Consider the following 22,658-nt stretch of genomic DNA (forward strand, 5'->3'; position numbering starts at 1 on the left):
ATTCGCTGTGATCGACATACGTCATCGCGCTCTCGTGGGATAAGCCACGCATACGTTGACGCCCTCCGGGGTACTCCCATATGTCGGGCCGTCTCTCCCGGCACGCGGTCAGCCAGTGCGCTGACCTGCGGAAACATGTCTTCCTGCCCGGTGTCAACCCCGCGTCTGCGGCTGGTTGACTGGTGGTCATGAGGGGGAGCGCCGATGACTGATCGTTATCTGTCCGTGGCGGCGGCGGGGCTGCACGAGATTGAAATACGGCGTTCACGCTTCCTCTGCGCCCTCGCTCCGGTCGGCGAAGAAGCGGCCGCGCGGGAGATCATTTCGGCCCGCCGGCGCGCCGAACCCGCGGCCCGGCACCACTGTCACGCGTTCGTTCTCGGCCCGGACGGCCGCACCCAGCGCTCCAGCGACGACGGCGAGCCCGCCGGGACCGCTGGAGTGCCGATGCTGGAGGTGTTGCGCCGCCGCGAAGTCACCGACACCGTCACGGTGGTGTCGCGGCACTTCGGCGGGGTGCTGCTCGGCGCGGGCGGGTTGATCCGGGCCTACGGACAAGCGGTGTCGGACGCGCTCGACGCGGTAGGCCTGGTGGAGTACCGGCGCTTGCGGCTGTTCGACGTAACGATGGACTACACCAGGGCGGGCCGCTTCGAGAACGATCTCCGCGCCTCGCTGTACGTGCTGCACGAGACGCGGTTCGAGGCGGCGGCGCACTTCGAGGTCGGGTTGTCGCCCGGCGAGGAGGAACGATTCAGCAGCTGGCTGGCCGACCTCACCGGCGGCGAGGCGGTCGCCGTCGAACTGGGGGAGGAGTGGGTGCGCGGGTAGCCGCGCACCGGCTCGAGCTCCGGAAGATCAAGCCGCGACGGGCTTTCCGTCCAACGCACGCACCCCGGCTTCGGTGAGCACCGCGCGTACCCGCGCGCCGCACGCTCCGTCCTCGGCGGGCGCGATCAGCCCTTTGCGGACGAGGTCGCGGACCGTGCCCTGGTCGCAGCAGCTCAGCCCGTCCACGAACAAGTCCGGTTCGCAGCTGCAGCTGATCTCCGCGTGCCCTCCGGCCACGGCACGCAGGGTTGCCCGCTCCCGATGGTTCAACTCGGCAGTCACGGCGGTTCCTCCTTCTGGTCCCGGCCCCTGGTGTACCCCGGGAACAGTTCCAGTGTCCGTCGCGATTGCCGGGTTGTCGCGTATTTCACTCCTTTTTACGGGGGTATGTCGCGGGGTAGTTCGGGGGTACCCCTCACGCGCCCCACCATGCGTCCGCGAGGGATACGAAAGTAGGTTTTTCCGGAGCCGGGAGCACGTCGAGGTACCAGCGGAAGTCGCTGTAGACGTGCAGAAGCGTGTACGCGAGGCAACGGCGGGAGAAGTCCGGGCCGAGATCGGCCGGATGGTAACCGTAAGCGAGCAGAAGACTGCGCAAAAATGCCGGGTCGCCGCTGGAAACGAACAAGCCGACGGCGGCGAACTCGTATTCCGCCGCGCCGCGCATGGCCGGTTCGAAATCGAACAGGCCGGACAGCCGCCAGTTATCCCCTTCTCGGGTGACCATCAGATGGTCGCGCATCACCTCGGTGTGCAGCGGCACGGTTTCCGGCGTCCCCAGGTCGACCGCGTCGACGAACTCCGGCAGTTGGACCAGCCAGTGTTCGTCCAGCTTGGTCTGGCGGTGGTGGTCGACCAGCTTTTCGCGTTGCCCGGCAAGGAACGCGGTCCAGTCCCGCGGAGCGAGCACGGACAACGCCGGGTCGCGCACGGAGTGCAAAGTGGACAGCGCCTCGCCGATCTTCGGGGCGAGCGCGAGTTTGTCCGCTGTGGACAGTTCCGGCCAGACCTGCTTGAGCGTGCGCCCGGGAAGCCGTTCCATCACGACGAAACCCCAGCCGTCGCGCGTTCCGGCGTGCACGACGCCCGGAGTCGGGATGGGGAGCTTGCCGTGCAGGACTTCCAGCATGGTGCGCTCGGTAGTCAGCTCGTCGAGGTACACCGGCGGATAGAGCTTCAGGACGAGCTGGTCGCCGACCGCGTACACCGGCAGCGAACCGTCGTCGAACGGCACGGGTTCGCCGGGTTCGCCGAGCGAACGGAGGAGGTCTCGTACCGCGGGCAGCAGGCCTTCGCGGGTCAGCTGGTCGGACTCGGCCGCGGTGGCGGCGGGCGGGAACATGCGCTGACGGTATCGGCGAGCCCTCCGACGCTGTATCGAATTACTTGCTGCGTTCGAGCAGGGTGCGCACGGCGGGGCCGATGAGCCGTTCGATCTCGTCGGCGGACGCGGTGGCGAGCGGTTCCTTGCGGGTGATCGAGCGGACCAGGCCGATGCCGAGCAGCCAGGCCATCGCGAGGTCGGCGCGGAGTTCGGCGTCCGGCTCGTCGGTTAGGCCGGACAATGCGCGGGTGTACTCGGCGTCGAGCTGGGCGCGGAGAGCCTCGTCGGCGCGATCGGTGCCGGACGACCGCAGGTAGGTCTCGATCGAGCGGGACGCCGAGTCGTCGCGTTCGAGGAGGCTCCGCAGCGCCGCGGAGAACAGCCGCTCCGGCGGGGTCGTCTCGACCTGGGCCAGGCCGCCGCGCGCCATCACGTGCTCGAACAGCGCGTCCTTGCTGCCGAAGTACCGGAACAGCAACGCCTGGTTGACGCCCGCGCGGTTCGCGATGTCGCGCACCGTCGTGCGGTCGAAGCCGCGGTCGGCGAACAGCTCGGCCGCGGCGTCGAGCAGCGCGGCTTTCGTCGCCGTCGCGTCGCGTTTGCGCGAAGGCTGGTCCGCGGCCATTCGGTTTCCCCCTGGTGTGCGCCGGTGATGCGCGACGAGGTTAACCCGGACGGCCGGGGATCGGCCGGACGAACTACGCGGGCCAGGCGACCGGCAGCTCCTCAGGGCCGTAGACGAGCGTGTTGTGCTTGTACGCCAAAGATTCCTTCGGCACCGCCAGCCGCAGGTCCGGCACGCGGCGGAACAACGCGGTCAGCGCCTCCTGCATCTCGACCCGGGCGAGCTGCTGGCCGATGCACTGGTGCGCGCCGAACCCGAAGGCGACGTGCGTGCGCGGCGATTCGCGAGTGAAGTCCAGCTGGTCGGCGCGCGGATACCGGTCCTCGTCGCGGTTGGCCGAGTTCAGTGCGGCGATCAGCCAGTCACCCTCGGCCACCGTTTGGTCGCCGACCTTGACCTCTTCGGTGGCGTAACGCAGCACGCCGAACTGCACGACCGACAGATACCGCAGCAGTTCCTCGACCGCACGCGGCGGATCGGCGAGGGCCTGCGCGCGCTGCTCCGGCTGTTCCAGCAGCAGAAGGGCACTGAGCGCGATCATGTTGGCGGTGGTTTCGTGCCCGGCGACCAGCAGGCTGAGCCCGAGCATGATCAGCTCGTCCAGATCGAGCGTCTCCCCGGAAGCCTCGGCCCGGACGATGAGCTTGCTGAACAGGTCGTCCTGCGGTTCCTGCTGCTTGCCGGCGAACAGTTTGCCCAGGTAACCGGCCAGTTCGTGGTACGCCTGCTCGGTGGTTTCGGCGTCCTGGTCGGTGCTGACCAGCAGGCTGCTCTGGCGCTGGAACAGCTCGCGGTCGGCGTATGGGACGCCGAGCAGCTCGCAGATCGCCAGCGACGGGATCGGCAGCGCGAAGTCCTGGACCAGATCGGCGCGGCCCGGCTTGGCGAGCATGGCGTCGAGATGCTGCTCGACCTGCTGGCGGACGTACTCGCGCAGCTTCTCCACCCGCCGGACGGTGAACTCGGCGACGACCATCTTGCGCAGCCGGGAATGCTCCGCGCCGTCGAGCTGGATGATCGAACCCGGGTCGATCTCGGCGTACGGGTCCAGATCGGCTTTGACGTGCACCGACGAGGCTCCGCGCGAGCTGAGCGCCGGGTCGGCGAGCACCGCGCGGACGTCGTCGTAACGGGTGACCAGCCAGGTGTCGAACCCGGCCGGGCAGCGGATCCGCGACACCGGCGCGGCCTCCCGGAGTTCGGCGTACTCGGCGGGCGGGTCGAACGGGCAGGCTGGGGTTCGGGTGGTCGGAAGTGCCGGGGTCTCGGGCGGGGTGGGCATGCGGATGGCGCCTTTCCTCCGACGGTGCGGGCATCCTCCACTCTGGAGACGCCCGCACCGTCGCGGGGCGATCGACCCGGATAGGCGACGGAAGGACCACACCTCTGCCCGATTCACCCGCCGCGATTAGACCGGTTCGGTGATCGGCTCGTCGGCGAAACGGCGGGCCACCCGTTCCGCCCCCGCGCGGGCCCAAGCCGTGGTGGCGACGACGGCGAGCAGGATGATGAGCGCGGTCCCGCCCGCGACGGCCCACCAGGCGGTGGCGTAACCGGCCAGCGGAGTGGCCGCGGCAGCCAGGATGGTGCCCGCGACGGCGACCCCGAGGGTCTGCCCGACCTGCCGCGAAGTGGACGCGACCGCGGCGGCGACCCCGGCTTGCGACCGCGGCATGCCGCTCACCGCCGCGTTGGTGATGGGCGGGTTCAGCAGGCCGAAGCCCATCCCGAACACGCCGTACGCGATCGCGAGCAGCCACAGCGGCGTGGTGGCCGACGCGGTGGTGAGCACAACGGCAACCACGGTCATCGAGATCCCAGCGGTCAGCAGCGGAATCCGCGCGCCGCGAGTAGCGACGAGACGTCCGGCCAGTGGAGCGGCGATCGTCACGGCCACGGCGGTCGGCAGCAGCATCAAGCCGGATTGCAGTGCCGACAGTCCGCGCACGTCCTGCAGGTACAGCGGCGACAGGAACAGGAACGTCCCGAACGCCGCGAGCCCGCATACCGCGCTGATCGTGGCCGACGAGAACGGTGCGCTCCGGAAGAACCGCAGTTCGACCAGTGGTTCCCGGCGGCGGATTTCCCAGCGGATCAGCGCGATCAGGGCGAGCACGCCGAGCCCGGCCAGACTGAGGATCAGCGGCGAACCCCAGCCGAGCCGTTGGCCTTCGATCGCGGCGGTCACTACTGAGCCGAGCAGCACCACGACCAGTACTTGTCCCACCGGATCCGGCCGGCGCGGTCGCGGAGCCCGCGATTCCGGCACGTAGCGCACAGTCAGCGCGAGCGCCGCGACGACCACGGGGACGTTGACCCAGAAGATCGCCCGCCAGCCGATGCTCTCGGTGAGCACGCCGCCGAGCACCGGGCCGACGCCCAGCGAGATCCCGACGATCGACCCCCACACCCCGATCGCCCGCGCGCGCTCGCCCGGGTCGGCGAAGACGTTCGTGATGATCGACATCGCGACCGGGTTCAGCATCGCGCCGCCGAGCGCCTGCACGATCCGGGCGGCGACCAGCCAGCCGATCGACGGGGCGAGGCTGCACAGCAGCGAGCCGAGTCCGAAAAGGACCAACCCGGCGAGGAAGATTCGCTTGCGCCCCAACCGGTCTCCGGTGGCTCCGCCGAGCATCAGGAAGCAGGCGATCACCAGCGTGTAGGAGTCGATTGTCCATTGCAGACCGTTGATCGACGCGTCGAGATCGGCGCGGATGACCGGGAGCGCGACGTTGACGATGGTGTTGTCCATCGCGACGACGAGGATGCTGGAGCACAGGATCGCGAGAATGCCGAAGCGTCCGCGTGCGGTGTCCACGCCCATTCAGCGCTCCATCCAGTCGGTGGTGATCTTTTCGTCCGCTGTCCACACTTCGGCGGCGTAACCGTCCGGACGCACGAGCACAGCGGCCAAGTCGTGCCAGTCCCGCGTTGAGCGCACGACGTTCTCGTCCTCCGCGACAGTGCTGCCGAAAGCCACGAGAGTGAGCCGGTCCGGTCGCAGTGCGCGATGGAGGGTGCGGCCGTCGGCGAGCGGAAGGTTGGGAACGCGGCGGCCGACCAGGCTGTCGTCCTCGGCGTAGGAAACCTCCAGCCCGGACAGCCAGCCGCGCAGTTGGTCCGCGGTGTCGCCGTCGCGGCCGATGAGGCTGGACATCAAGTCGCGCAACGCTTTTCCGCCGGGAGTGAAATTGACCATGAGCGCTGCCTGGGCGAGGGTGTTCGCCGCGAGCCGGGCCGCGATGGGACGGCGTTCGGCGTCGTAGGACTGCGGGCCGTCGATGATTCGCCGCGGCGCGCGTCCCTTTACCTCCGCGGCGAGCTTCCACGCGAGGTTCGCCGCGTCCTGCACACCGACGTTGAGACCCTGCCCGCCCGCCGGAAGCTGGACGTGCGCGGCGTCGCCAGCGAGGAACACCCGTCCGACGCGGTACTGCTCGACGTGTCGGGTGGTATCGCCGGTCCGCGAGGCCCAGATCACCTCGGTGATGCCGAAATCGTCGTCGGCGAGCCGTTTCAGCGTCGCACGCAGTTCGGTCTCGTCGGGAATCAGCGCCTGGCGGCGCGCGGCTTCTTCAGGCGTGAGGCCGGTGTCGCCGGGTTCGTGGCCGAAGATGCGGTGAATGCCGCCGGGCAGCGGAAGCACGCTGTACGAGCCGCGTTCGTAGTCCCAGTTGTGCGGGTGGGCTGGCGGGCGTTCCAGGCGCACGTCGGCGAGGAAACCCATAGTGGACGCGGGATTTCCGGGAAAGCCGAGGCCGAGCGCGTGCCGGGTCGCGCTGTGCGCGCCGTCCGCGCCGACGACGTAACCGACTCGCTGGGAGTCGCCGGTTTCCGAGACGATGGTGACGCCTTCCTCGTCCTGCGCTAGGTCGGCGAGTTTCCACCCGGGCTCGATCACGACGCCCCGCTCGGCCAGATGCTCGGCGAGCAGCCGCTCGGTTTCCGGCTGCGGGAGCATCAGCACGAACGGGAACGACGTGTCGAGTCCGGTGTAGCTCAGCAGGTTCGGCAGGGTCGCGAAATGCGCGGCGGGCACCGGATTTCCCTCGGCGACCAGGCGTGCGGCCAGCGAACCCGCCTCGTCCGGCAGCGCGTCGAGGACTTCGAGCGTGCGCGGATGGACGGTCGTCGCCCTCGATTGCCACACCCGGTCCGGATTCGCTTCGAAGACCCGGACCGAGACTCCGGCGTGGTGCAGGAACGCGGCCGCCGCCATCCCGACGGGTCCGGCTCCGATCACTGCGACTTCGATGTCCATGGTTCCCCCTTGACGATGCTCGACTGGCGAACTGTCTTGACGTCAAGGTATTCTCTCACTGTCTTGATGTCGAGAGAAAGGTCCGTGCCGGTGAACACAGCCCCGCGGGACGCGGTCGACGACCTGGTGGACGCCGTCCGGCGCGGCGGCGGCGACGAGAGCGTGCTGGGCGCGAAGTCGCTGTCCTACCGGCTGCGGCGGGTCGCGCACCAGCTGGAAGTGGCGATGCGCCGCGAATTGTCCGCGCACGGGATCGAGTTGTGGGAGCTGGAAATGCTCGCCGCGCTCAAGCGCGCGCCCGGGCATCGGCTGACGCCGGGGCAGGTGATGGACGCGGTCGAGCTGACCTCGGGTTCGGTCACGCACCGGATCACCCGGCTCGAGGCCCGCGGCTGGGTCCGCCGGGACAAGGACCCCGGCGACCGGCGTTCGGTGCTCGTGTCCCTCACCGAGGAGGGCAAACGGCAGGCGCTCGCGTCGTTCGAGCTCAAGACCGAGATCGAACGCGAAATCGCGAACGCTCTCGACCCGGAAACCATCGACGTGGTGAACGACGCGCTGCGGCGGGTTTCGCACCACCTCAAGGGAAAGGACGAGCAATGAAGCGGGAAACCCTGGGCGCGGCAGCGGTTGTCGCGGGCCTGGCCGCCGCCGCGCCGTCGGTGTGGCAGACGGTCACGCACATCACCGATCCGAGCTACCGCGCACCGGAGGTCCGGAACGGAGAAGGTCACGTGCAGTACCACATGGCGCGCGAAGCGCTGATCACCGCGGGCGCTTTCGGTGCGGTGGGCACCGGGTTGGCGGCCGGACGGGATCGCTCGCCGGCGTTGTGGCGGGCAATGGCTTGTGCCGCGGGCGGTTTCGTCGCGGCGATGTGGTCCGGCGGTCCGACGACCGGAGTGTGGGCGCCGAACCGGAAGGCGCTGGCGATCCACGTGGCGTCGACGAGCGCGTTGACCTTGGGCGTCGCGCTGCTGCGGCCCGGGCGTCGTTAGAGGAAGACCCGGGCGTTCTCCAGCCAGGCTTTCGCGTCGTCGCCGATCGCGGCCAGTCCGGTTTCGTCCAACGCGCGCCGCTGAGTGATGCGAAGGCAGAAATCCCTTGCGCTGCCCCGGATCCGTTGTGCGGCGTCGTCCGGACCCCAACCCCAGACGGCGCCGTCGGGACCGGTCAGTTCGAGCCGGATCGGCTCGGTCGGCAGCGGCAGCTTGGCGGCGTAGAACGACAGCCCGCGCCCGGCGAAGCCCAAGGCGGCGATGTGCTTGAGCCGGTCCGTCGGACGGTGTTCGACGCCAACGGTGTCGAAGATGTCCTGTCCGTGCGCCCAGGTTTCCATCAGCCGAAGCGCTACCGCGAGCGTCGCGGTGGACTCCGAGCCGTACCAGGGAAATGGCTGGTCCAACGGGATCTCGCCGAGGGCCGCCGCCACTTCGGCCCGCCCGGCGCGCCAGGAGTCCAACAGCTCCGAACGCGGTCGCGCGGCTCCCTCGGCCGCGACGGCGTCGGCGTCTTCCTCCAGTACGGCGGCGAACTTCTCCGGCGTGCGGATGGCCAGGAGGACGTTCGCGTCGGCTGCCGCGAGGTGCGCGATCTGGTGACCGATCGTCCACCGCTGCGCCGGGGTGGGTCTCGACCAGTCCGGTTCCGCGGACACCACCGCGTCGAGGTCGTCGCCTTCCGCGAGCAAATCCGGCAACGCGGTTTCGCGGGTTATTTCGGACAAATCCAGGCCGTAGTCCACCATGCGACCACGCTATCCAAAACCGGGCCGCGGCCGGGGCGTTCGGGAACCGGTTATTGCCCTATCGGGCAGCCGGTTTCCGCCGCGACGATCAGGAAGTTCGGCATGCGCGCGTAAGCCTCGATCCCGTGCACCGGGTCGAGCCCCGGCTCGACGACTTCGCGCACCCGGCAGCCGAGGGCGGCCACTTCGTTGAGATAGGCGGAAAGCGGCCGATGGAAGTCCGACGCGTCCCGCCCGGCGATCTCGTACTCCGCCAGATACTCCTTCCGGCGGTATTCGCCGTACTTCTGCCAGGTGCCGAACAACTCCTCGAACGCCGGATGGACGATGGCGAACACGAACAGCCCGCCCGGCCGCAGCGCCTCGACACAGGCGCGCATCGCCGGCTTCCAGTCGGGAATCGCCATCAGCACCATGCTGCAGACGACGGCGTCGAACGGCTCCAGCTTCGGCAGCCGAGCGAGATCTGTTTGGAGGTAGGAAATCCCCTCGGCGGGCTTCTCCTTGGCGAACGAGATCAGGCTCGCGGCCGGTTCGACCCCGGTCACCTCGGCCCCGCGCGCGGCGAGCATCCGGCTGAAATAACCGTTGCCGCAGCCCGCGTCCAGCACTCTCCGGCCGCGCACGTCGCCGAGAAGCCGGAGAAGGACGGGATTGACCAGATGCTGCTTGGCGAAGTCGCCGCCCTCGGCGGTCGCTTCCATCGATTCCCGGGTGCTGCCGGTGTTCCACTGCTGGATCGCGGTTTCGTTCGTCCATGCGGAAGTCATTGGATCGAGCCTAGTGCTCCAGCCGCTTTTTTAAGGTCTGGAGCCGAAAGGTGTACCTACTGCCACCACCAAGTCGGATAGGAGCGTTACTGCCTCGGGCACACCGCGAAAGACATGCTGATGCCGTGCCCGAGGGGCGGGCACCGGAGGGAGTCAGGTGTCATGGCGAGCGGTGTCCCGCGGATCCTTCCGAAGGCCGCCGCCTCGGCGTTCCCCCTGGTGCTTCGCCGGGCGGCCACGGTTCTCACCGTGCTCGGCCTGGCGATGATTCCCTGGCTGGTCTTCCTGCACACCGAGCTGCCGGCCACTGCTCAGGCCTCGCACTGGGCCTGGACATGGACGGGGCTGGACAGCCTTGAGGCGCTCGGCCTGCTCTCCACCGGACTGCTCCTCAGACGCGGCGACCGCCGAGCCTGCCTGACCTCCGCCGCGACCTCGGCCCTGCTGCTGACCGACGCCTGGTTCGACGTCATGACGGCCGCCCCGGGTCCGGACTTCACCATGGCGGTGTTGATGGCGGTCTTCGCCGAGGTGCCGCTGGCGGTGGTCTGCGCGGTTCTCGCGACCCGGGCCTTACCCCGGCCGGGCCGCCGACCGGAAGGGCTCGCGACGTGATCGGCACTCACGGTCCGGTGCCAGCGCGCGATGCCGACGTCCGTGAGGGGAACCCTGAGGGAATCAGATTCCCTCAGGGTTCCCCTCACGGACAGGAAGCTCAGGCCCGGGACGCTCCGAGGAACCGCAGCACGGCCAGGACGCGGCGGTGGTCCGCGTCGACCACGGGCAGGTCGAGCTTGGCGAAGATGTTGTTGATGTGCTTCGCCACGGCGCTCTCGCTGACCACCAGCGCCTGCGCGATTCCGGCATTGGAGCGTCCCTCGGCCATCAGGCCGAGCACGTCCCGTTCGCGAGGAGTCAGCCGCGCGAGCGGGTCGCTGTCGCGCCGCAGGATCAGCTGGGCGACGACTTGCGGGTCAAGAGCCGTGCCCCCGTCCGCCACGCGCCGGACCGCCGCCACGAAGTCGGCGACATCGGCGACCCGCTGCTTGAGCAGGTAGCCGACCCCGCTGGTGTTCGCGGCCAGCAGGTCGGCCGCGTATCGCTCCTCCACGTACTGCGAAAGCAGCACCACCGGCGTCCCCGGCCAGCGCCGGCGGATCTCCATCGCCGCCCGCACGCCCTCGTCGGTGAAGCCGGGCGGCATCCGGACGTCGATCAAGGCGAGTTCGGGCCGGTGCTCCGCCACCGCAGCCAGCAGCCCCTCCGCGTCGCCGGCTTCCGCGACGACCTGGAACCCGCCCGCCTCCAGCACCTTGATCAGGCCGACTCGCAACAACACCGAATCCTCGGCGATCACCGCGCGCACGGCAGCTCCGCGGTGACGGTGGTGGGCCCGCCGACGGGGCTGCTGACGTGGAAGGCTCCGTCGAGGGAGCCGACCCGCTTGGCCAGCCCGGTCAGCCCCGTGCCGGCGGCGGCGTCGGCACCGCCCAGCCCGTCGTCGGTAACGCGCACTCGCAGCACCTCGCCGACCTGACGGACGATCACCTCCGCGCGCATCGCGTTGGCGTGCTTCGTCGCATTGGTCAGCGCCTCGGAGATCACGAAGTACGCGACTGACTCCGCGTTGGGTGCCACCCGCTCCTCCAGCTCGACCCGCAGCCGCACCGGCAGCGGCGTGCGGGCAGCCAGCCCGGACAACGCCGCGTCCAGACCCCGGTCTTCGAGCACGGCCGGGTGCAGGCCCCGCACCAGGTCGTTGATTTCGGCGATCGCCTCCTTCGCCTCCCGGTGTGCTCTCTCGATCACCTCGCGGGCGTCGCTCGGCAGGTCCGGGCGGGTGGCGATGGCCAGACCCAGGTTGACCGCGAGAGACACCAACCGCTGCTGGGTGCCGTCGTGCAGGTCGCGCTCGATCCGGCGGCGCTCCGCGTCGACGGCCTGGATCAAGTCGGTCCGGCTCACCGCCAGCTGATCGACCCGCTGCTGGAGTCGTTGCGCCTGGCTGGGTCCGAGCAGGCCCAATGCCAGCCGCGCCTCGGCCTGGGCTACTGCCCGCGTGGTCCAGGGCAGGGCGCACAGCAGCAGGAGCCCGGCCGCTGTGCAGGCCGGAAGTTGAGTCAGGTAGCCGAACCCGTCTGGGCGGATTCCGGTTGGCAGCGCCCACGCCCAGCCGTAGACAAGGACGCCCGCCAGGCTCGCCGCCGCCACCGCGAGCACCAGCAACTCCAGCAGCGCCAGCAACGGGCCCAGCAGGAGGTGGTAGCCGATCTTGCGCCAAGGCCGCGTCGCCGCGAACCACCGGGCGGCCGAGGTCCACGTCCATTGTTCCGGCGCCGTGCGGGTGAGCCGGGGGACATCCACACCGAGGAGCATCCGGTAGCGAGCCCGCTGAACGGCTGTCAGCACCGGGGTGCCGAGCAGGACCAGGGCGGCCGACACAGAAACCGTGAGGAGCCAGTTTTCCGTCCTGGCGACAGTTGCCGCCGCCCAGGCCCACACGGGCATCAGCGCCAGGTGCGGCAGCACGCCGGCGGCGAGAAAACCGGTGTCCCGCCGCGCGCGGAGGACCGCGCGGCTCAGCCCGGCTGGAATCGTCATGGCATGACGCTAGGGCACTGCGGGAGGACCGTGCCATGAAGCCGGTACCCGGTCTCATGGTGAACCTAGTGCCACCTGGCGCACCTGGGGAGGCGTCCCGGGACGTTCTGGAATCTCCTGGCGGATTGACGTGCGGCCGATCTCGGGTGTAGGCATGTAAGCACCTGCTTACAAAGGGATCCGGGGAGTCGTTGGCATGACCACCACGCACACCGAACCGCTCGCCTACCCGTTCAACGAGGAGGCGGGCCTCGCGCTCAACGAGGCCTACACCGCCGCTCGCGAGAACGCCGGGATGATTCGCGTCCAGATGCCGCACGGCGAGGCCGCCTGGCTCGCCACCCGTTACGCCGACGCCCGCCTCGTGCTCGGCGACCGGCGGTTTTCCCGCGCGCTGGCGCAGGAAAGCGACGAGCCGCGGATGTCGGGGTACCGGCGTCCGGGCGGCATCCTGTCGATGGACCCGCCGGATCACACCCGGCTGCGCACGCTCGTCGCGAAGGCGTTCACCGCGCGGCGCGTCGAGGAATTGCGCCCGAGGGTGGCGCGGCTGGCTGACGAGCTGATCGCGCAGTTGCGGGAGCACGGGCAACCGGCTGATCTTGTCGATCTGTACGCGCTGCCGATCCCGGTCGCGGTGATCTGCGAGCTGCTCGGGGTGCCGGTGGGCGACCGGCCGCAGTTCCGCGAGTGGAGCGATGCGGCGTTGTCGACCACGCGGCTTACGCCGGAGGAGTCGGAGCGCAGCCGCGAGGAGCTGCGGGCGTACATGGCCGGTCTGATCGCCGAGCATCGCGCGCGGCCGCAGGACGACCTGATGACCGCGCTCATCGAAGCGCGGGATGTCCGGGATCGGCTTACTGAGCTGGAATTGGTCGATCTGTGCGTCGGGATTCTGGTGGCTGGGCACGAAACGACGGCCAGCCAGATTCCTAACTTCGTTTATGCGTTGCTGGATCAGCACGAGCACTGGGAACGGTTGTGTGCCGACCCGTCGCTCATCCCGACCGCGGTGGAGGAGTTGCTTCGCTTCGTGCCGCTCGGGGCTGGGGCCGGGTTCGCGCGGTATGCGGTGGAGGACGTCCAGGTCGGCGATGTCCTGGTGCGCCAAGGGGAACCGGTGCTGGTGGCGATCGGGGCGGCCAATCGGGACCGGTTGCAGTTCGGGACCGCGGATCAGCTCGTGCTGGACCGTGGCGACAACCATCATCTCGGGTTCGGGCACGGGGTGCACCACTGTCTGGGGGCTCCGCTCGCCCGGCTGGAACTGCAGGAGGCGTTGCGGGCGTTGACCCGGGAGTTGCCTGGGCTGCGGCTGGCCGGGGATATCGAGTGGAAGACGCAGATGCTGGTTCGCGGGCCGCGGTCGATGCCGGTGGGATGGTGAACGATGAGCTGGACGGTTGAGGTCGACGGGGGCGCGTGCATCGGGAGCGGGATGTGCGCGTCGTTGATGCCGGAGGTGTTCGAGCTGGACGGGGCCACCGCGCGGGCCGTCGCCGGGAATGTCGGACCGGACGAGACTGTGCTGGACGCGGCGGACTCCTGCCCGGCCATGGCGATCACGGTGCGGGACGGTGCCGAGGTCGTCGGCCCACGCCCTTAGCTCTGGACCGCCACCGCACCAGGTTCACGAGCCGAACACACCGTCCTCGGTGACTACCGCGGTGATCAGCGAGTGGGGTGTGACGTCGAAGGCCGGGTTGAATACCGCCGAGCCCTTCGGCGCGATCTGGGTTCCGCCGAACTCCGTCAGCTCGGTGGCCGCGCGTTCTTCGATGGCGATGTCCGCGCCGGTGGCGATGGCTTTGTCCACAGTGGACGTCGGGGCGACGACCACGAACGGGACCTGGTGGTGGGCGGCGGCGATGGCCAGGCTGTAGGTGCCGATTTTGTTGGCCACGTCGCCGTTCGCCGCGATCCGGTCCGCGCCGACGAGCACGCAGTCGACCAGGCCGCGCGCCATCGCGGTGGCTGCCGCGCCGTCCGGTTGCACGCGGTAGGGCACCCCGGCTTGCTCGAGTTCCCAAGCGGTGAGGCGAGATCCCTGCAGCAACGGCCGCGTCTCGTCGACCAGCACTGACTCGACCAGGCCCCGCTCGTGCAGGTGCCAGACGACGCCGAGCGCCGTGCCCCACGAGACCGTCGCCAGGTGTCCGGTGTTGCAGTGGCTGAGCAGCCGCAACGGCCTGCGCGGGCACGCATCCAGCACGACTTTCGCCGCGTGCGCCGACGCGGTGTGGTTGCGTTGCTCGTCCTCGTCGAGCATCGCCTGTGCTTCGGCCAGCACCGCGTCGGCTCCGTGCGGCAGTTGGGCCAGCGCCCGGGAAACGCCCCAAGCCAGGTTGACCGCTGTCGGGCGGGCATGTGCGATTCGGTCGGCGTCCGCCCGCACATCGTCGCCCTGGCGAGCCGCCAACGCGACTCCCAGCGCGCCCGCCGCTCCCAGCGCCGGTGCTCCGCGGACTGCCAGCCGCTGGATCGCGTCGACCAGTTCGGTCACGGTGCGCAGCGTGAGGGTGCGGTACTCGCCCGGAAGCGCTACCTGGTCCACGATCACGATCGCGCCGTCGGCCCAGTCGATGGTCCTGCGCATACGCCCTCCCGGTCCGGAAATCCCGTGGCGGGCCGCCGCGTGCGTGAGCGACGATCCGCCTCGTGACCATTGAACGGCAGAACCCGTCCTCCTTGCATCCGACTCCCGGCTATCACCACGTGACCACCGTCGACGCGCGCCGCACCGTGCACCTCGCCGGCCAGTGCCCGCTGTCGCTCGACGGCCAGGTCGTCCCGGGCGATGTCCTCGCCCAGGTGGACCAGGTCGTCGTCAACACCGAGGCCGCGCTGGCCCACGCCGGCGCGACCTCGGAGGACGTGGTGCGCACGGTGATCTACGTGGCGACCTCCGACCAGCCGACCCTCGCCGCGGTGTGGGAACGGTTCGTGAACTCGCCGATCGCGGCGGCGTTCACCACGGCGAGCACGCTGGTCGGGGTGACGTGTCTGGGCTACCGAGGGCAGCTCGTCGAGCTGGACGTGACTGCGGCGCTTACGTAGGTCACCGTCCAGCCGCGGTGAGGCTGCAGCGCGACACGGTGTCGGTCAGCTCCGCGCGGTCCAGGTTTCGCCCGATGAGCACGAGCTTGCTGATCGGCGGCTCCTCGCCCCACTCGCCCGCATCGGTCAATTCGTAAATCCGATGCACGCCCTGCAGCACCGTGCGGCGGTCGAAAGCCAGGATTCCCTTGAACCGGTACAGATCGTCGCCGCGTTCGGCCAGCAACGCAGTGAGCCACTGTTCGAACGCGGCGCGGTCCAGGGGGCAGTCGAGCTCGATCGAGACGGATTCCAGGGTCGGGTCGTGGTGGTGGGACTCGTCTTCGAGCCAGCCTGGATCGGCGGCGACGGTGCGGTTCAGGTCGAAGGCGTTGATGCCGAGGATGTCGTCCAGGTCGACGCTCCCGTAACTGGACGTGAGGATGTCCGCGGTCGCGTTCACCGAGCGGAGCCGCGTGCGCAGTTCCTCGATTTCCGGCTCGGTGACCAGGTCGATCTTGTTGAGCACGATCCGGTCGGCGAACGCGATCTGGTTGCTCACCTGGCCGCCGACGCCGTCGTGCTCGCCCTCCTCGAGATGGCTGCCGACGTGCCGCGCGTCGACCAGCGTGACGATCGCGTCCAGTGCGAAGGCCGCCGACACCTCGTCGTCCACGAAGAACGTCTGCGCGACCGGGTTCGGGTCGGCCATTCCGCTGGTCTCGATGAGGATCCGGTCGAACCGTTCGCGCCGGCGCAGCAGCGACTGCAGGATCTCGATCAGGTCGGTGCGCGCGGTGCAGCACAGGCAGCAGCCGTTGCTCATTTCGATGATCTTCTCGTCGCCGCCGAGCACGAGCGCGTTGTCGATCGGGATTTCGCCGAACTCGTTCTCGATCACCGCGATCCGGTGCCCGTGGTTCGCGGTGAGGATGTGGTTGACGAGCGTGGTTTTGCCGGAGCCGAGAAAGCCGGTCAGTACCGTCACCGGGATTTTGGCCATGATGATTCCCTCCTTAACCGTTCCCGCCGAGAATCCGGCGAGCGTGCAGACGTGCTTCTTCGGAGACGACAATGCGGTTGCCGTCGAACTGCGGGCCGCGGGTGGCGTCCAGGCCCATCCGGGACGTCGTCCCGTCGGAGCCCGAGGACGGGTCGAGCGGCGATCCGGGCAGACCGTCCACAGTGAACAAGTCCTGGTGCGGCTGGAAATGCGTGGCGAGCGCCCAGAGCACATCGCTGTCATTGGTGACGTCGACGTCCTCGTCCACCGCGATCACCGTCTTCACGTACGGATCCCAACCGAGCAGGCCGAGCATCACCTGCCGGGCTTGCCCAGGCCGTCGCTGGCGTAGTGCGACATAGCAATGGAAGTGCGTGCCGGACGTTGGGTAATGGACCGCGGTGACGTCCGGGAAGCGGGCCTTGAGTTTCTCCGCCATTTCCGATTCCCGCGGCACGCGGGCGAGATTCAGGTGCTCGTCGGTGTTGCCGCCGACGACGTCGATGAGCATGGCGTCGGCGCGGCGCATGATCGTTTGCACGCGGAGCACGTTGTTGGTCGAGCGGTTCGAGGAATAGCCGGAGAATTCGCCGAACGGGCCTTCGTCCGCGTGTTCGGAGGCGTCGATCGTGCCCTCCAGCACGAAGTCCGACCAGGCGGGAACGCCGATGCCGTGCTGCGGGGTGCGCACGACTTCCAGCGGTTCGCCGAGCAATCCGCCCGCCACCGCGCGTTCGTCCACGTCGTAGCCGACCCGTGCGGACGCGGCGAGCATGAACAGCGGATGCCCGCCGAGCACCATCGCGACCGGCATCGGCTCGCCGCGTTCGGCGTACTTCTGCAGCATCCGCCACAGGTCGCCCCGAGAATGGAGACTGGTCGCCAATTCGGTGCGGGAATGCGGCATCGCCCGGTGATAGCTGAGGTTGCCGACACCGGTGTCCGGATCCTCGGCGACGATGATTCCGCTGGTGACGTAAGGGGATCGGTCGCTGGCGAAGTGCCGCAGCATCGGGATGGTCGCCAAGTCGACATCGGTCGTCACGTCGTCCAGCACGGGCCCGCTGTCGACCACCCTCGGCGGCACCGCGCGAAGCGCACGCTGCTGGTATGCACTGTGCAAACCGGACGGTCCGGTTTCGAGCATGCGGGCGATGCGCTGCCGTGAAGCGAACAGGTTGCTGACCACCGGCACGTCCAGCCCGGTCACCTTCCGGAACAGCACCATCTCGTGCCGCCCGGCGGCGGCGAGTTCGTAAATCACCCCGGTGACGCCCTCGTCGGCCGGAACGGGATCGTCGAGGACGAGCACGTCGTCGGGAAACTCCTGGCGATACTGGTCGACGAAAGCATGGGGATCTTGCCGGTGGTTCACCGCGAAACTCCTTGCGAGGCGGGCGGCCCCTGCCAGCGCGCGAACAGTTCGTTCTCGATGCCGAACTGGTCGAGCACCTTGCCGGTCAGGTGGGCGAGGATGTCCTCAATGGACTCGGGCTGGTGGTAGAAGGCGGGCACCGGAGGCAGCACTGTCGCGCCCGCCTCGGTCACCGCCACGAGATTGCGCAGGTGCACGAGGCTCAACGGGGTTTCCCTGGCGACGAGCACGAGCGGACGGCGTTCTTTCAGCGTCACGTCGGCGGCGCGGACGAGCAGGTCGTCGCTGTAGCCGTGCGCGATCCCGGCGACGGTTTTCATCGAGCACGGCACGACGACCATGCCCGTGGTGCGAAAGGAACCGGATGCGATGGACGCAGCGATGTCCCCGCGCGCGTGGCGGACATCGGCCAGTTCGGCCACCTCGGCGGGCGGCATTCCGGTTTCCAGTTCGATGGTGCGGTGTGCGGCCCGGGACATGACCAGATGCGTTTCCACCGTGCCGAGCTTGCGCAGCGCGGTCAGCAGGTGGACAGCGAGGTGCGGGCCGCTGGCCCCGGTGATGCCGACGATCAGCCGGGGCCGCTGCGGTTCGGTGCCCATGATGTCCTTTCAGGACTGGGAAAGCTTTGCGGCGGGTTCTCGGTGCACGAGCGGCTCTTCCGGCCGCCGTTTCCGAGCAGCGAAGAAAAGCAGGTTCAGCAGCACCGCCAGCACGGTGCCGGTGGCCACGCCGCTCTTCAGGAAAACCTGTGCGGCGAACGGGAACTGCTTGTAGAAGTCCGGGGCGCCTGCGGGGATCAAGCCGACGCCGAGCGACAGCATGACGATCACGAGATTGCCGGTCTTGTTGAAGTCCACCCGGGACAGCAGCTGAATGCCGGACACCGTCAGCGCCGCGAAGGTGGCGACGGCGGCCGCGCCGATCACCGGTTGCGGGATCGCCGCGATCACCCGGCCGATCGGCTGCACCACCCCGAAAACCACCAGAATCATGCCGCCGACCGCGACCGGATAGCGGCTGCGCACCTTCGTCAGCGCGACGAGTCCGATGTTCTGGCCGAACGTGGTGTAGGCGAAACCGTTGAACACGCCGCTGAGTGCGGTGAGCAGTCCGTCCACCCGGAGCAGATTGGCGATGTCGCGCGGTCCGACCTTCTTGCCGACCACCTGGCCGACCGCGAGGCCCTGTCCGGACGCCTCGACCATCAGCACGAAAACGATCACCAGGAACAGCAGAATCGACGGAATGTCGAAATGCAACGCTCCGTAATGCATCGGTCGCAGAAGCCCGAAGACCGGGCCATGGGCGACTCCGGCGAGGCTGCCCAATCCGGTCAGCCAGCCGACGATCGCGCCGACGGTCAGCGCGATCAGCATCGCGAGCTGGCCGAGGAGACCGCGGAACACCCGGTAGAACACCGCGATCAAGGCGAGCGTGAACCCGGCCAGCGCGAGATTCGCCGGCGCACCGTAGTTGTGCGCGGACGGATTGGAACCGGCGATGAGCTTCAGCCCGACCGGGATCAGCGTCAATCCGATCAACGTGATGACCGTGCCGGTGACGACCTCCGGGAACAGCTTGAGCAGTTTGCTGAACAACGGCGCGATCAGCACCCAGAGCACGCCGACCACGAGCAGCGAGCCGTACACTGTGGACAAGCCCTGCGTGCTGCCGATCAGCACCATCGGGACGATTCCGTTGGACGCCGCGCCGACCACGAGCGGCATCCGGATGCCGAATTTCCAGACGCCGAACGCCTGCAGCATGGTGCCGATCCCGGCGAGCACCAGGTCGACGCTGACCAGGTCGGCGATCTGCGACTGGGGCAGGCCCAGCCCGGCGCCGACGACGATCGGCACGACGACGACACCGGCGTACATCACGAGCACGTGCTGCAAACCCAGCAGCACCAGCGGGCCGAATCGGGGACGTTCGTCCACCGGGGACAGGGGACTGGCCATGATTCCCTCACCTCGTTGGGCCGGCGGGACCGGGAAAGCGGCCGGGCCGGGCGGATCGTGGGTCGTCGCCGGAGCCGGACGGGCAGCCGGCGTCGATGACCCCCGGCCGCGCGCGAATCCTGCCGCCGCACCTACGGGGTTATGGAATGAGCGAAGATTTTTCCTTCCCTGCAAGGAGTTTCGACTATGGTGCATCGGAAGCCGCCGAGGGTCAATACCCGGGCGCGGCTTCCGGCCCGGTGCGCGGAGCCCGCTCGCGGCGGTTGAGCACGAGGTTCAGCAGGAACGCCGCGATGCCGCCGGCCGCGATGCCGCTCGTGAGCACGGTCTGCACCACAACGGGCAGATGTTGGTAAAACTCTGGCGCGCCGACCGGCAAGAGACCGAAACCGAACGAGATGGCGACGATCAAGATATTGCGCCCGTTGCTGAGATCCGCCTGGCTCATGATGCGCAACCCGACCGCGCCGACGGTGCCGAACATGACCACTCCGACGCCGCCGAGCACCGGGCCGGGCAGCGACGCGACGGCCGCGCCGAGTTTCGGCACCAGGCTCATGAGCACCAGCACCGCGCCCGCGGTGGCGACCACGAACCGGCTCATCACGCGGGTGATGCTGACCAGCCCGACGTTCTCGCCGAAGGTGACGACCGTGAACGAGCCGAACACGCCCGCGAACGCGGAGCCGATCCCGTCCGCGCGCAGTGCCCGGGAGATCTCGGGCGGTCCGACGTCGCGGCCGACGATCTGCCCGATGGCGAGCGTGTCGCCGGTCGATTCCACCATGTTCACCAGCTGCACGATGATCATCGGCAGCAAGGCGGACAAGGCAAACGTCGGCATGCCGAATTCGAACGGCTTCACCACGCCGACCCAATCCGCGTGCCCGACCGAGCTGAAGTCCGCCATGCCGAGCGGGATCGCCACGAGCGTCCCGACGGCCAGCGCGATCAGAATCGCGAAACGGCGCACCGCGGGCGGAGCGAACCGTTCCAAACAGACAGTCAGCACAATGGTGCCCAGCCCGAGAATCAGCCGTCCGGCCGAACCGTGGTCGGCGGCGCCCGGATTGGACCCGGCGATCAGCGTCGCGGTGGAGGGCAGCAGCGAGAACCCGATGATCGCGATGATCGTCCCGGTCACGATGGGCGGGAAGAACCGGATCAGCTTGCTGAACCACGGCGCGACCAGCCAGGTCAGCAGCCCGGCGACGATCGTCGCGCCGAAGACCGCGGGCAGCCCGGCCTCCTTGCCGACGATGATCGCCGGGGTGATGCCGGTGAAGGTCGAGCCCATCACGATCGGCAGCCGGACGCCGACGTTGCCGATCCCGAGCGTCTGCAACAGCGTCGCGATGCCGCTGACCAGCACGTTCGCCGTGACGAGCGTGGCGATCTGCGCGGTGGACAGGCCGACGCCGAGCCCGATCAGCAGCGGGACGGTGACCATTCCGGAGTAGGCGACCAGCAGGTGCTGGACACCGAGCGGGAGCATTTGCCGCAGCCGGGGGACGGTGTCGACCGCGTCGCGGGTCGTGGCTTCGGCTCGGGTGGTGCGCGGACGGAATCGCATGGTTTCCTCCACAGCGGGGAAAGGGGAGCGCGGATCACCGCGCCCAGGGAGTGAGCAGTCCGCCCATGCCGCTGCGCTTCAGCAGCCGGGCCGCGTGCCGTTCCGCCTCGTCGGCGGCGGCCTCTTCGTCGACGCGGACGCACTGTCCGTCGCGGTAGACGATCTCGCCGCCCACGATCGTCAGCTCCACATCGGACCCGCGCGCGGAGTAGACGAGGGCGGCGACCGCCCGGTGCACCGGGCGCACGTGCGGACGATCGAGCGCGGTCACGATGACATCGGCGAGTTTGCCCTCGCTGAGCACTCCCGCGTCGATTCCGGCGTAACGGGCCCCCTCGCGGGTGGCCATTTCCAGCGCGTCCTCGGCCCGCAGCGCCGTCGGGTCCAAAGTGGCCGTTCGCTGGCCGAAGACGCTGAGTTTCATCGCCTCGAAAAGATCTTGCCGATGACCGCAGCTGGGACCGTCGGTGCCCAGCGCGACTGGCACGTTCTGCTTGCGCAGGTTCGCGATCTGCGCGGTGCCGGAGGCGAGGTAACCGTTGGACGCCGGGTTGTGCGAGACCCCCGCGCCCGCGGCGGCGACCTGCTCGATTTCGGCTTCGTCGAGCCAAATCGCGTGCGCGAGGGTGGCCCGTTCGTCGAGGAGTTCTTCCCTGGCGAGCCATTCGACCGGCCGGACCCCGTGGGTTTCGAGGTAGCTGACCGGATCGGTTTTGCTCTCGCAGCAATGGGTGTGCCAGCGAGTGCCGAATTCCCGGGCGAGTTCGACCGTGCGGCGGACGAGTTTCTGCTCCACGTAACAGAGGTTGAGCGCGGCGGGCCACACCGCGACCTTCGACGTCGGCGGCCGGTGTTGCATCGCCTCGCGGGTGATCGCGAACTCGTCCTCGCTCGAATAGCGGAACAGTTCGATCGGCTGACCGCGGCGGTCGGCGATTTCGGTGCGTTCGCCCAGCATGCCGCGGGCCACCGCGCCGCGAAGGCCGGCCTCCTCGATGACGTCGGCGACGGCGAGGGTCGTTTCAAGATCGCTTGGCGCGTAATGGTTGTCGATCACCGTCGTGATGCCGGCGCGCAACGCCTCGACCGCGCCGAGCCGTGCCCCGGCCACCGCTTCGGGCCCGGTGATCGCGATCGAATACGGCCACATGAATTCGCACAGCCACGGCACGATCGACATGCCTTCGCCGAGCCCGCGAGCGAGTGCTTGGTAGAGGTGGTTGTGCCCGTCGACCAGGCCCGGCAGCACGGCTTTGCCTCGACAGTCGACGACTTCTTCGGCGCGCCAGCGCTCAGTGCCGGATCCCGGTCCGACGCCGGCGATCCGGTCGCCGGTGATCGCGACGTAGCCGTTCTGGTGGACAGTGCGCCGGTCGTCGACGGTCACCACGGTGCCGCCGGTCAGGAGGAGGTCGCAGGGTTCCGCAGCCGACATCGGGCCGCCCTTCCCCGGGCGGGGTCGGACCCGGCCCGGCGGTCGTCTCCAGCGCGCGGCTGGAGGCAGCTGGCCGAACGGTTGGCCCGAAACGGGAGGTCACCGGCGCC

The 22,658-nt window shown here is 69.0% G+C and carries 24 protein-coding genes; 7 read left to right on the forward strand and 17 right to left on the reverse strand.

Annotated elements, in window-relative coordinates:
* Positions 1-204: 204 nt before the first annotated feature.
* The gene (locus ACFXI3_RS01105) at positions 205-831 is read left to right on the forward strand and encodes a YigZ family protein (protein WP_378397285.1); all 627 of its coding nucleotides are present in this window, start codon (positions 205-207) and stop codon (positions 829-831) included.
* A gap of 27 nt (positions 832-858) precedes the next feature.
* Here the strand turns inward: ACFXI3_RS01105 and ACFXI3_RS01110 are convergent, their stop codons facing one another.
* The 6 genes from ACFXI3_RS01110 to ACFXI3_RS01135 all read right to left on the reverse strand — a co-directional run bounded on the left by ACFXI3_RS01110 (position 859) and on the right by ACFXI3_RS01135 (position 7,044).
* Positions 859-1,113, reverse strand: a complete 255-nt coding sequence (locus ACFXI3_RS01110) for a hypothetical protein (protein ID WP_344287205.1) — start codon at positions 1,111-1,113, stop codon at positions 859-861.
* Positions 1,114-1,246: 133 nt separating this feature from the next.
* A complete protein-coding gene (locus ACFXI3_RS01115; RefSeq protein WP_378397286.1) occupies positions 1,247-2,173 on the reverse strand; it encodes an aminoglycoside phosphotransferase family protein in 927 nt (308 codons plus the stop codon).
* 40 nt (positions 2,174-2,213) lie between these two features.
* On the reverse strand, positions 2,214-2,780 hold the full coding sequence (locus tag ACFXI3_RS01120) for a TetR family transcriptional regulator (RefSeq protein ID WP_344287201.1): 567 nt from the start codon (positions 2,778-2,780) through the stop codon (positions 2,214-2,216).
* Positions 2,781-2,853: 73 nt separating this feature from the next.
* A complete protein-coding gene (locus ACFXI3_RS01125) occupies positions 2,854-4,062 on the reverse strand; it encodes a cytochrome P450 (RefSeq protein ID WP_378397288.1) in 1,209 nt (402 codons plus the stop codon).
* A 126-nt stretch (positions 4,063-4,188) separates the two neighbouring features.
* Complete coding sequence (locus ACFXI3_RS01130) at positions 4,189-5,607, reverse strand: MFS transporter (RefSeq protein WP_378397290.1); 1,419 nt, start codon at positions 5,605-5,607, stop codon at positions 4,189-4,191.
* A complete protein-coding gene (locus tag ACFXI3_RS01135) occupies positions 5,608-7,044 on the reverse strand; it encodes an FAD-dependent monooxygenase (RefSeq protein WP_378397292.1) in 1,437 nt (478 codons plus the stop codon).
* Positions 7,045-7,134: 90 nt separating this feature from the next.
* Here ACFXI3_RS01135 and ACFXI3_RS01140 point away from each other — a divergent pair, with 90 nt between their 5' ends.
* Positions 7,135-7,647, forward strand: coding sequence for a MarR family winged helix-turn-helix transcriptional regulator (locus ACFXI3_RS01140; RefSeq protein WP_378397293.1), 513 nt, complete (start codon positions 7,135-7,137; stop codon positions 7,645-7,647).
* Complete coding sequence (locus ACFXI3_RS01145; protein WP_378397294.1) at positions 7,644-8,042, forward strand: hypothetical protein; 399 nt, start codon at positions 7,644-7,646, stop codon at positions 8,040-8,042. The genes ACFXI3_RS01140 and ACFXI3_RS01145 overlap by 4 nt, the downstream gene beginning before the upstream one ends.
* On the opposite strand, the gene ACFXI3_RS01150 is transcribed toward ACFXI3_RS01145, so the two are convergent.
* Together ACFXI3_RS01150 and ACFXI3_RS01155 are read right to left on the reverse strand one after the other, a co-directional pair.
* On the reverse strand, positions 8,039-8,791 hold the full coding sequence (locus tag ACFXI3_RS01150; protein WP_378397295.1) for a maleylpyruvate isomerase family mycothiol-dependent enzyme: 753 nt from the start codon (positions 8,789-8,791) through the stop codon (positions 8,039-8,041). The genes ACFXI3_RS01145 and ACFXI3_RS01150 overlap by 4 nt on opposite strands.
* Positions 8,792-8,841: 50 nt before the next feature.
* Positions 8,842-9,561 (reverse strand): class I SAM-dependent methyltransferase, encoded by a 720-nt coding sequence (locus ACFXI3_RS01155; protein ID WP_378397296.1) that lies wholly within the window; start codon positions 9,559-9,561, stop codon positions 8,842-8,844.
* A 162-nt stretch (positions 9,562-9,723) separates the two neighbouring features.
* Here ACFXI3_RS01155 and ACFXI3_RS01160 point away from each other — a divergent pair, with 162 nt between their 5' ends.
* Complete coding sequence (locus tag ACFXI3_RS01160; RefSeq protein ID WP_378397298.1) at positions 9,724-10,176, forward strand: hypothetical protein; 453 nt, start codon at positions 9,724-9,726, stop codon at positions 10,174-10,176.
* 100 nt (positions 10,177-10,276) lie between these two features.
* Here the strand turns inward: ACFXI3_RS01160 and ACFXI3_RS01165 are convergent, their stop codons facing one another.
* Together ACFXI3_RS01165 and ACFXI3_RS01170 are read right to left on the reverse strand one after the other, a co-directional pair.
* Positions 10,277-10,927, reverse strand: a complete 651-nt coding sequence (locus ACFXI3_RS01165; RefSeq protein ID WP_344287185.1) for a response regulator transcription factor — start codon at positions 10,925-10,927, stop codon at positions 10,277-10,279.
* Positions 10,915-12,162 carry a sensor histidine kinase gene (locus ACFXI3_RS01170; RefSeq protein ID WP_378397299.1) on the reverse strand — a complete coding sequence of 416 codons (1,248 nt, stop codon included), beginning with the start codon at positions 12,160-12,162 and terminating at the stop codon, positions 10,915-10,917. Before ACFXI3_RS01170 ends, ACFXI3_RS01165 begins: the two co-directional genes overlap by 13 nt.
* Before the next feature lie 196 nt (positions 12,163-12,358).
* Here ACFXI3_RS01170 and ACFXI3_RS01175 point away from each other — a divergent pair, with 196 nt between their 5' ends.
* Positions 12,359-13,549 carry a cytochrome P450 gene (locus ACFXI3_RS01175; RefSeq protein ID WP_344287181.1) on the forward strand — a complete coding sequence of 397 codons (1,191 nt, stop codon included), beginning with the start codon at positions 12,359-12,361 and terminating at the stop codon, positions 13,547-13,549.
* Between the two features lie 3 nt (positions 13,550-13,552).
* Positions 13,553-13,768 carry a ferredoxin gene (locus tag ACFXI3_RS01180; protein ID WP_378397300.1) on the forward strand — a complete coding sequence of 72 codons (216 nt, stop codon included), beginning with the start codon at positions 13,553-13,555 and terminating at the stop codon, positions 13,766-13,768.
* Positions 13,769-13,792: 24 nt separating this feature from the next.
* Here ACFXI3_RS01180 and mtnA read toward each other — a convergent pair whose 3' ends face one another.
* On the reverse strand, positions 13,793-14,758 hold the full coding sequence (gene mtnA, locus ACFXI3_RS01185; RefSeq protein ID WP_378397301.1) for an S-methyl-5-thioribose-1-phosphate isomerase: 966 nt from the start codon (positions 14,756-14,758) through the stop codon (positions 13,793-13,795).
* Positions 14,759-14,820: 62 nt separating this feature from the next.
* Here mtnA and ACFXI3_RS01190 point away from each other — a divergent pair, with 62 nt between their 5' ends.
* The gene (locus ACFXI3_RS01190; protein ID WP_378397302.1) at positions 14,821-15,219 is read left to right on the forward strand and encodes a RidA family protein; all 399 of its coding nucleotides are present in this window, start codon (positions 14,821-14,823) and stop codon (positions 15,217-15,219) included.
* A gap of 1 nt (position 15,220) precedes the next feature.
* Here the strand turns inward: ACFXI3_RS01190 and ACFXI3_RS01195 are convergent, their stop codons facing one another.
* From ACFXI3_RS01195 to ACFXI3_RS01220, 6 genes are all read right to left on the reverse strand, one after another.
* A complete protein-coding gene (locus ACFXI3_RS01195; protein WP_378397303.1) occupies positions 15,221-16,201 on the reverse strand; it encodes a CobW family GTP-binding protein in 981 nt (326 codons plus the stop codon).
* Positions 16,202-16,214: 13 nt separating this feature from the next.
* Positions 16,215-17,576, reverse strand: a complete 1,362-nt coding sequence (locus ACFXI3_RS01200; protein WP_378397304.1) for a UbiD family decarboxylase — start codon at positions 17,574-17,576, stop codon at positions 16,215-16,217.
* The gene (locus tag ACFXI3_RS01205) at positions 17,573-18,178 is read right to left on the reverse strand and encodes a UbiX family flavin prenyltransferase (RefSeq protein ID WP_378397305.1); all 606 of its coding nucleotides are present in this window, start codon (positions 18,176-18,178) and stop codon (positions 17,573-17,575) included. The genes ACFXI3_RS01200 and ACFXI3_RS01205 overlap by 4 nt, the downstream gene beginning before the upstream one ends.
* A 9-nt stretch (positions 18,179-18,187) precedes the next feature.
* Positions 18,188-19,540, reverse strand: coding sequence for a nucleobase:cation symporter-2 family protein (locus ACFXI3_RS01210; protein ID WP_378397306.1), 1,353 nt, complete (start codon positions 19,538-19,540; stop codon positions 18,188-18,190).
* Between the two features lie 211 nt (positions 19,541-19,751).
* Positions 19,752-21,113: a nucleobase:cation symporter-2 family protein gene (locus ACFXI3_RS01215; protein ID WP_378397308.1), complete on the reverse strand. Its 1,362-nt coding sequence runs from the start codon at positions 21,111-21,113 to the stop codon at positions 19,752-19,754.
* Positions 21,114-21,147: 34 nt separating this feature from the next.
* Positions 21,148-22,548, reverse strand: coding sequence for an amidohydrolase (locus ACFXI3_RS01220; protein WP_378397309.1), 1,401 nt, complete (start codon positions 22,546-22,548; stop codon positions 21,148-21,150).
* Between the last annotated feature and the right edge of the window lie 110 nt (positions 22,549-22,658).

Origin of the sequence: Amycolatopsis sp. NPDC059235, from assembly GCF_042754125.1 — a bacterium.
GTDB classification, from domain to species: Bacteria; Actinomycetota; Actinomycetes; order Mycobacteriales; family Pseudonocardiaceae; genus Amycolatopsis; species Amycolatopsis albidoflava.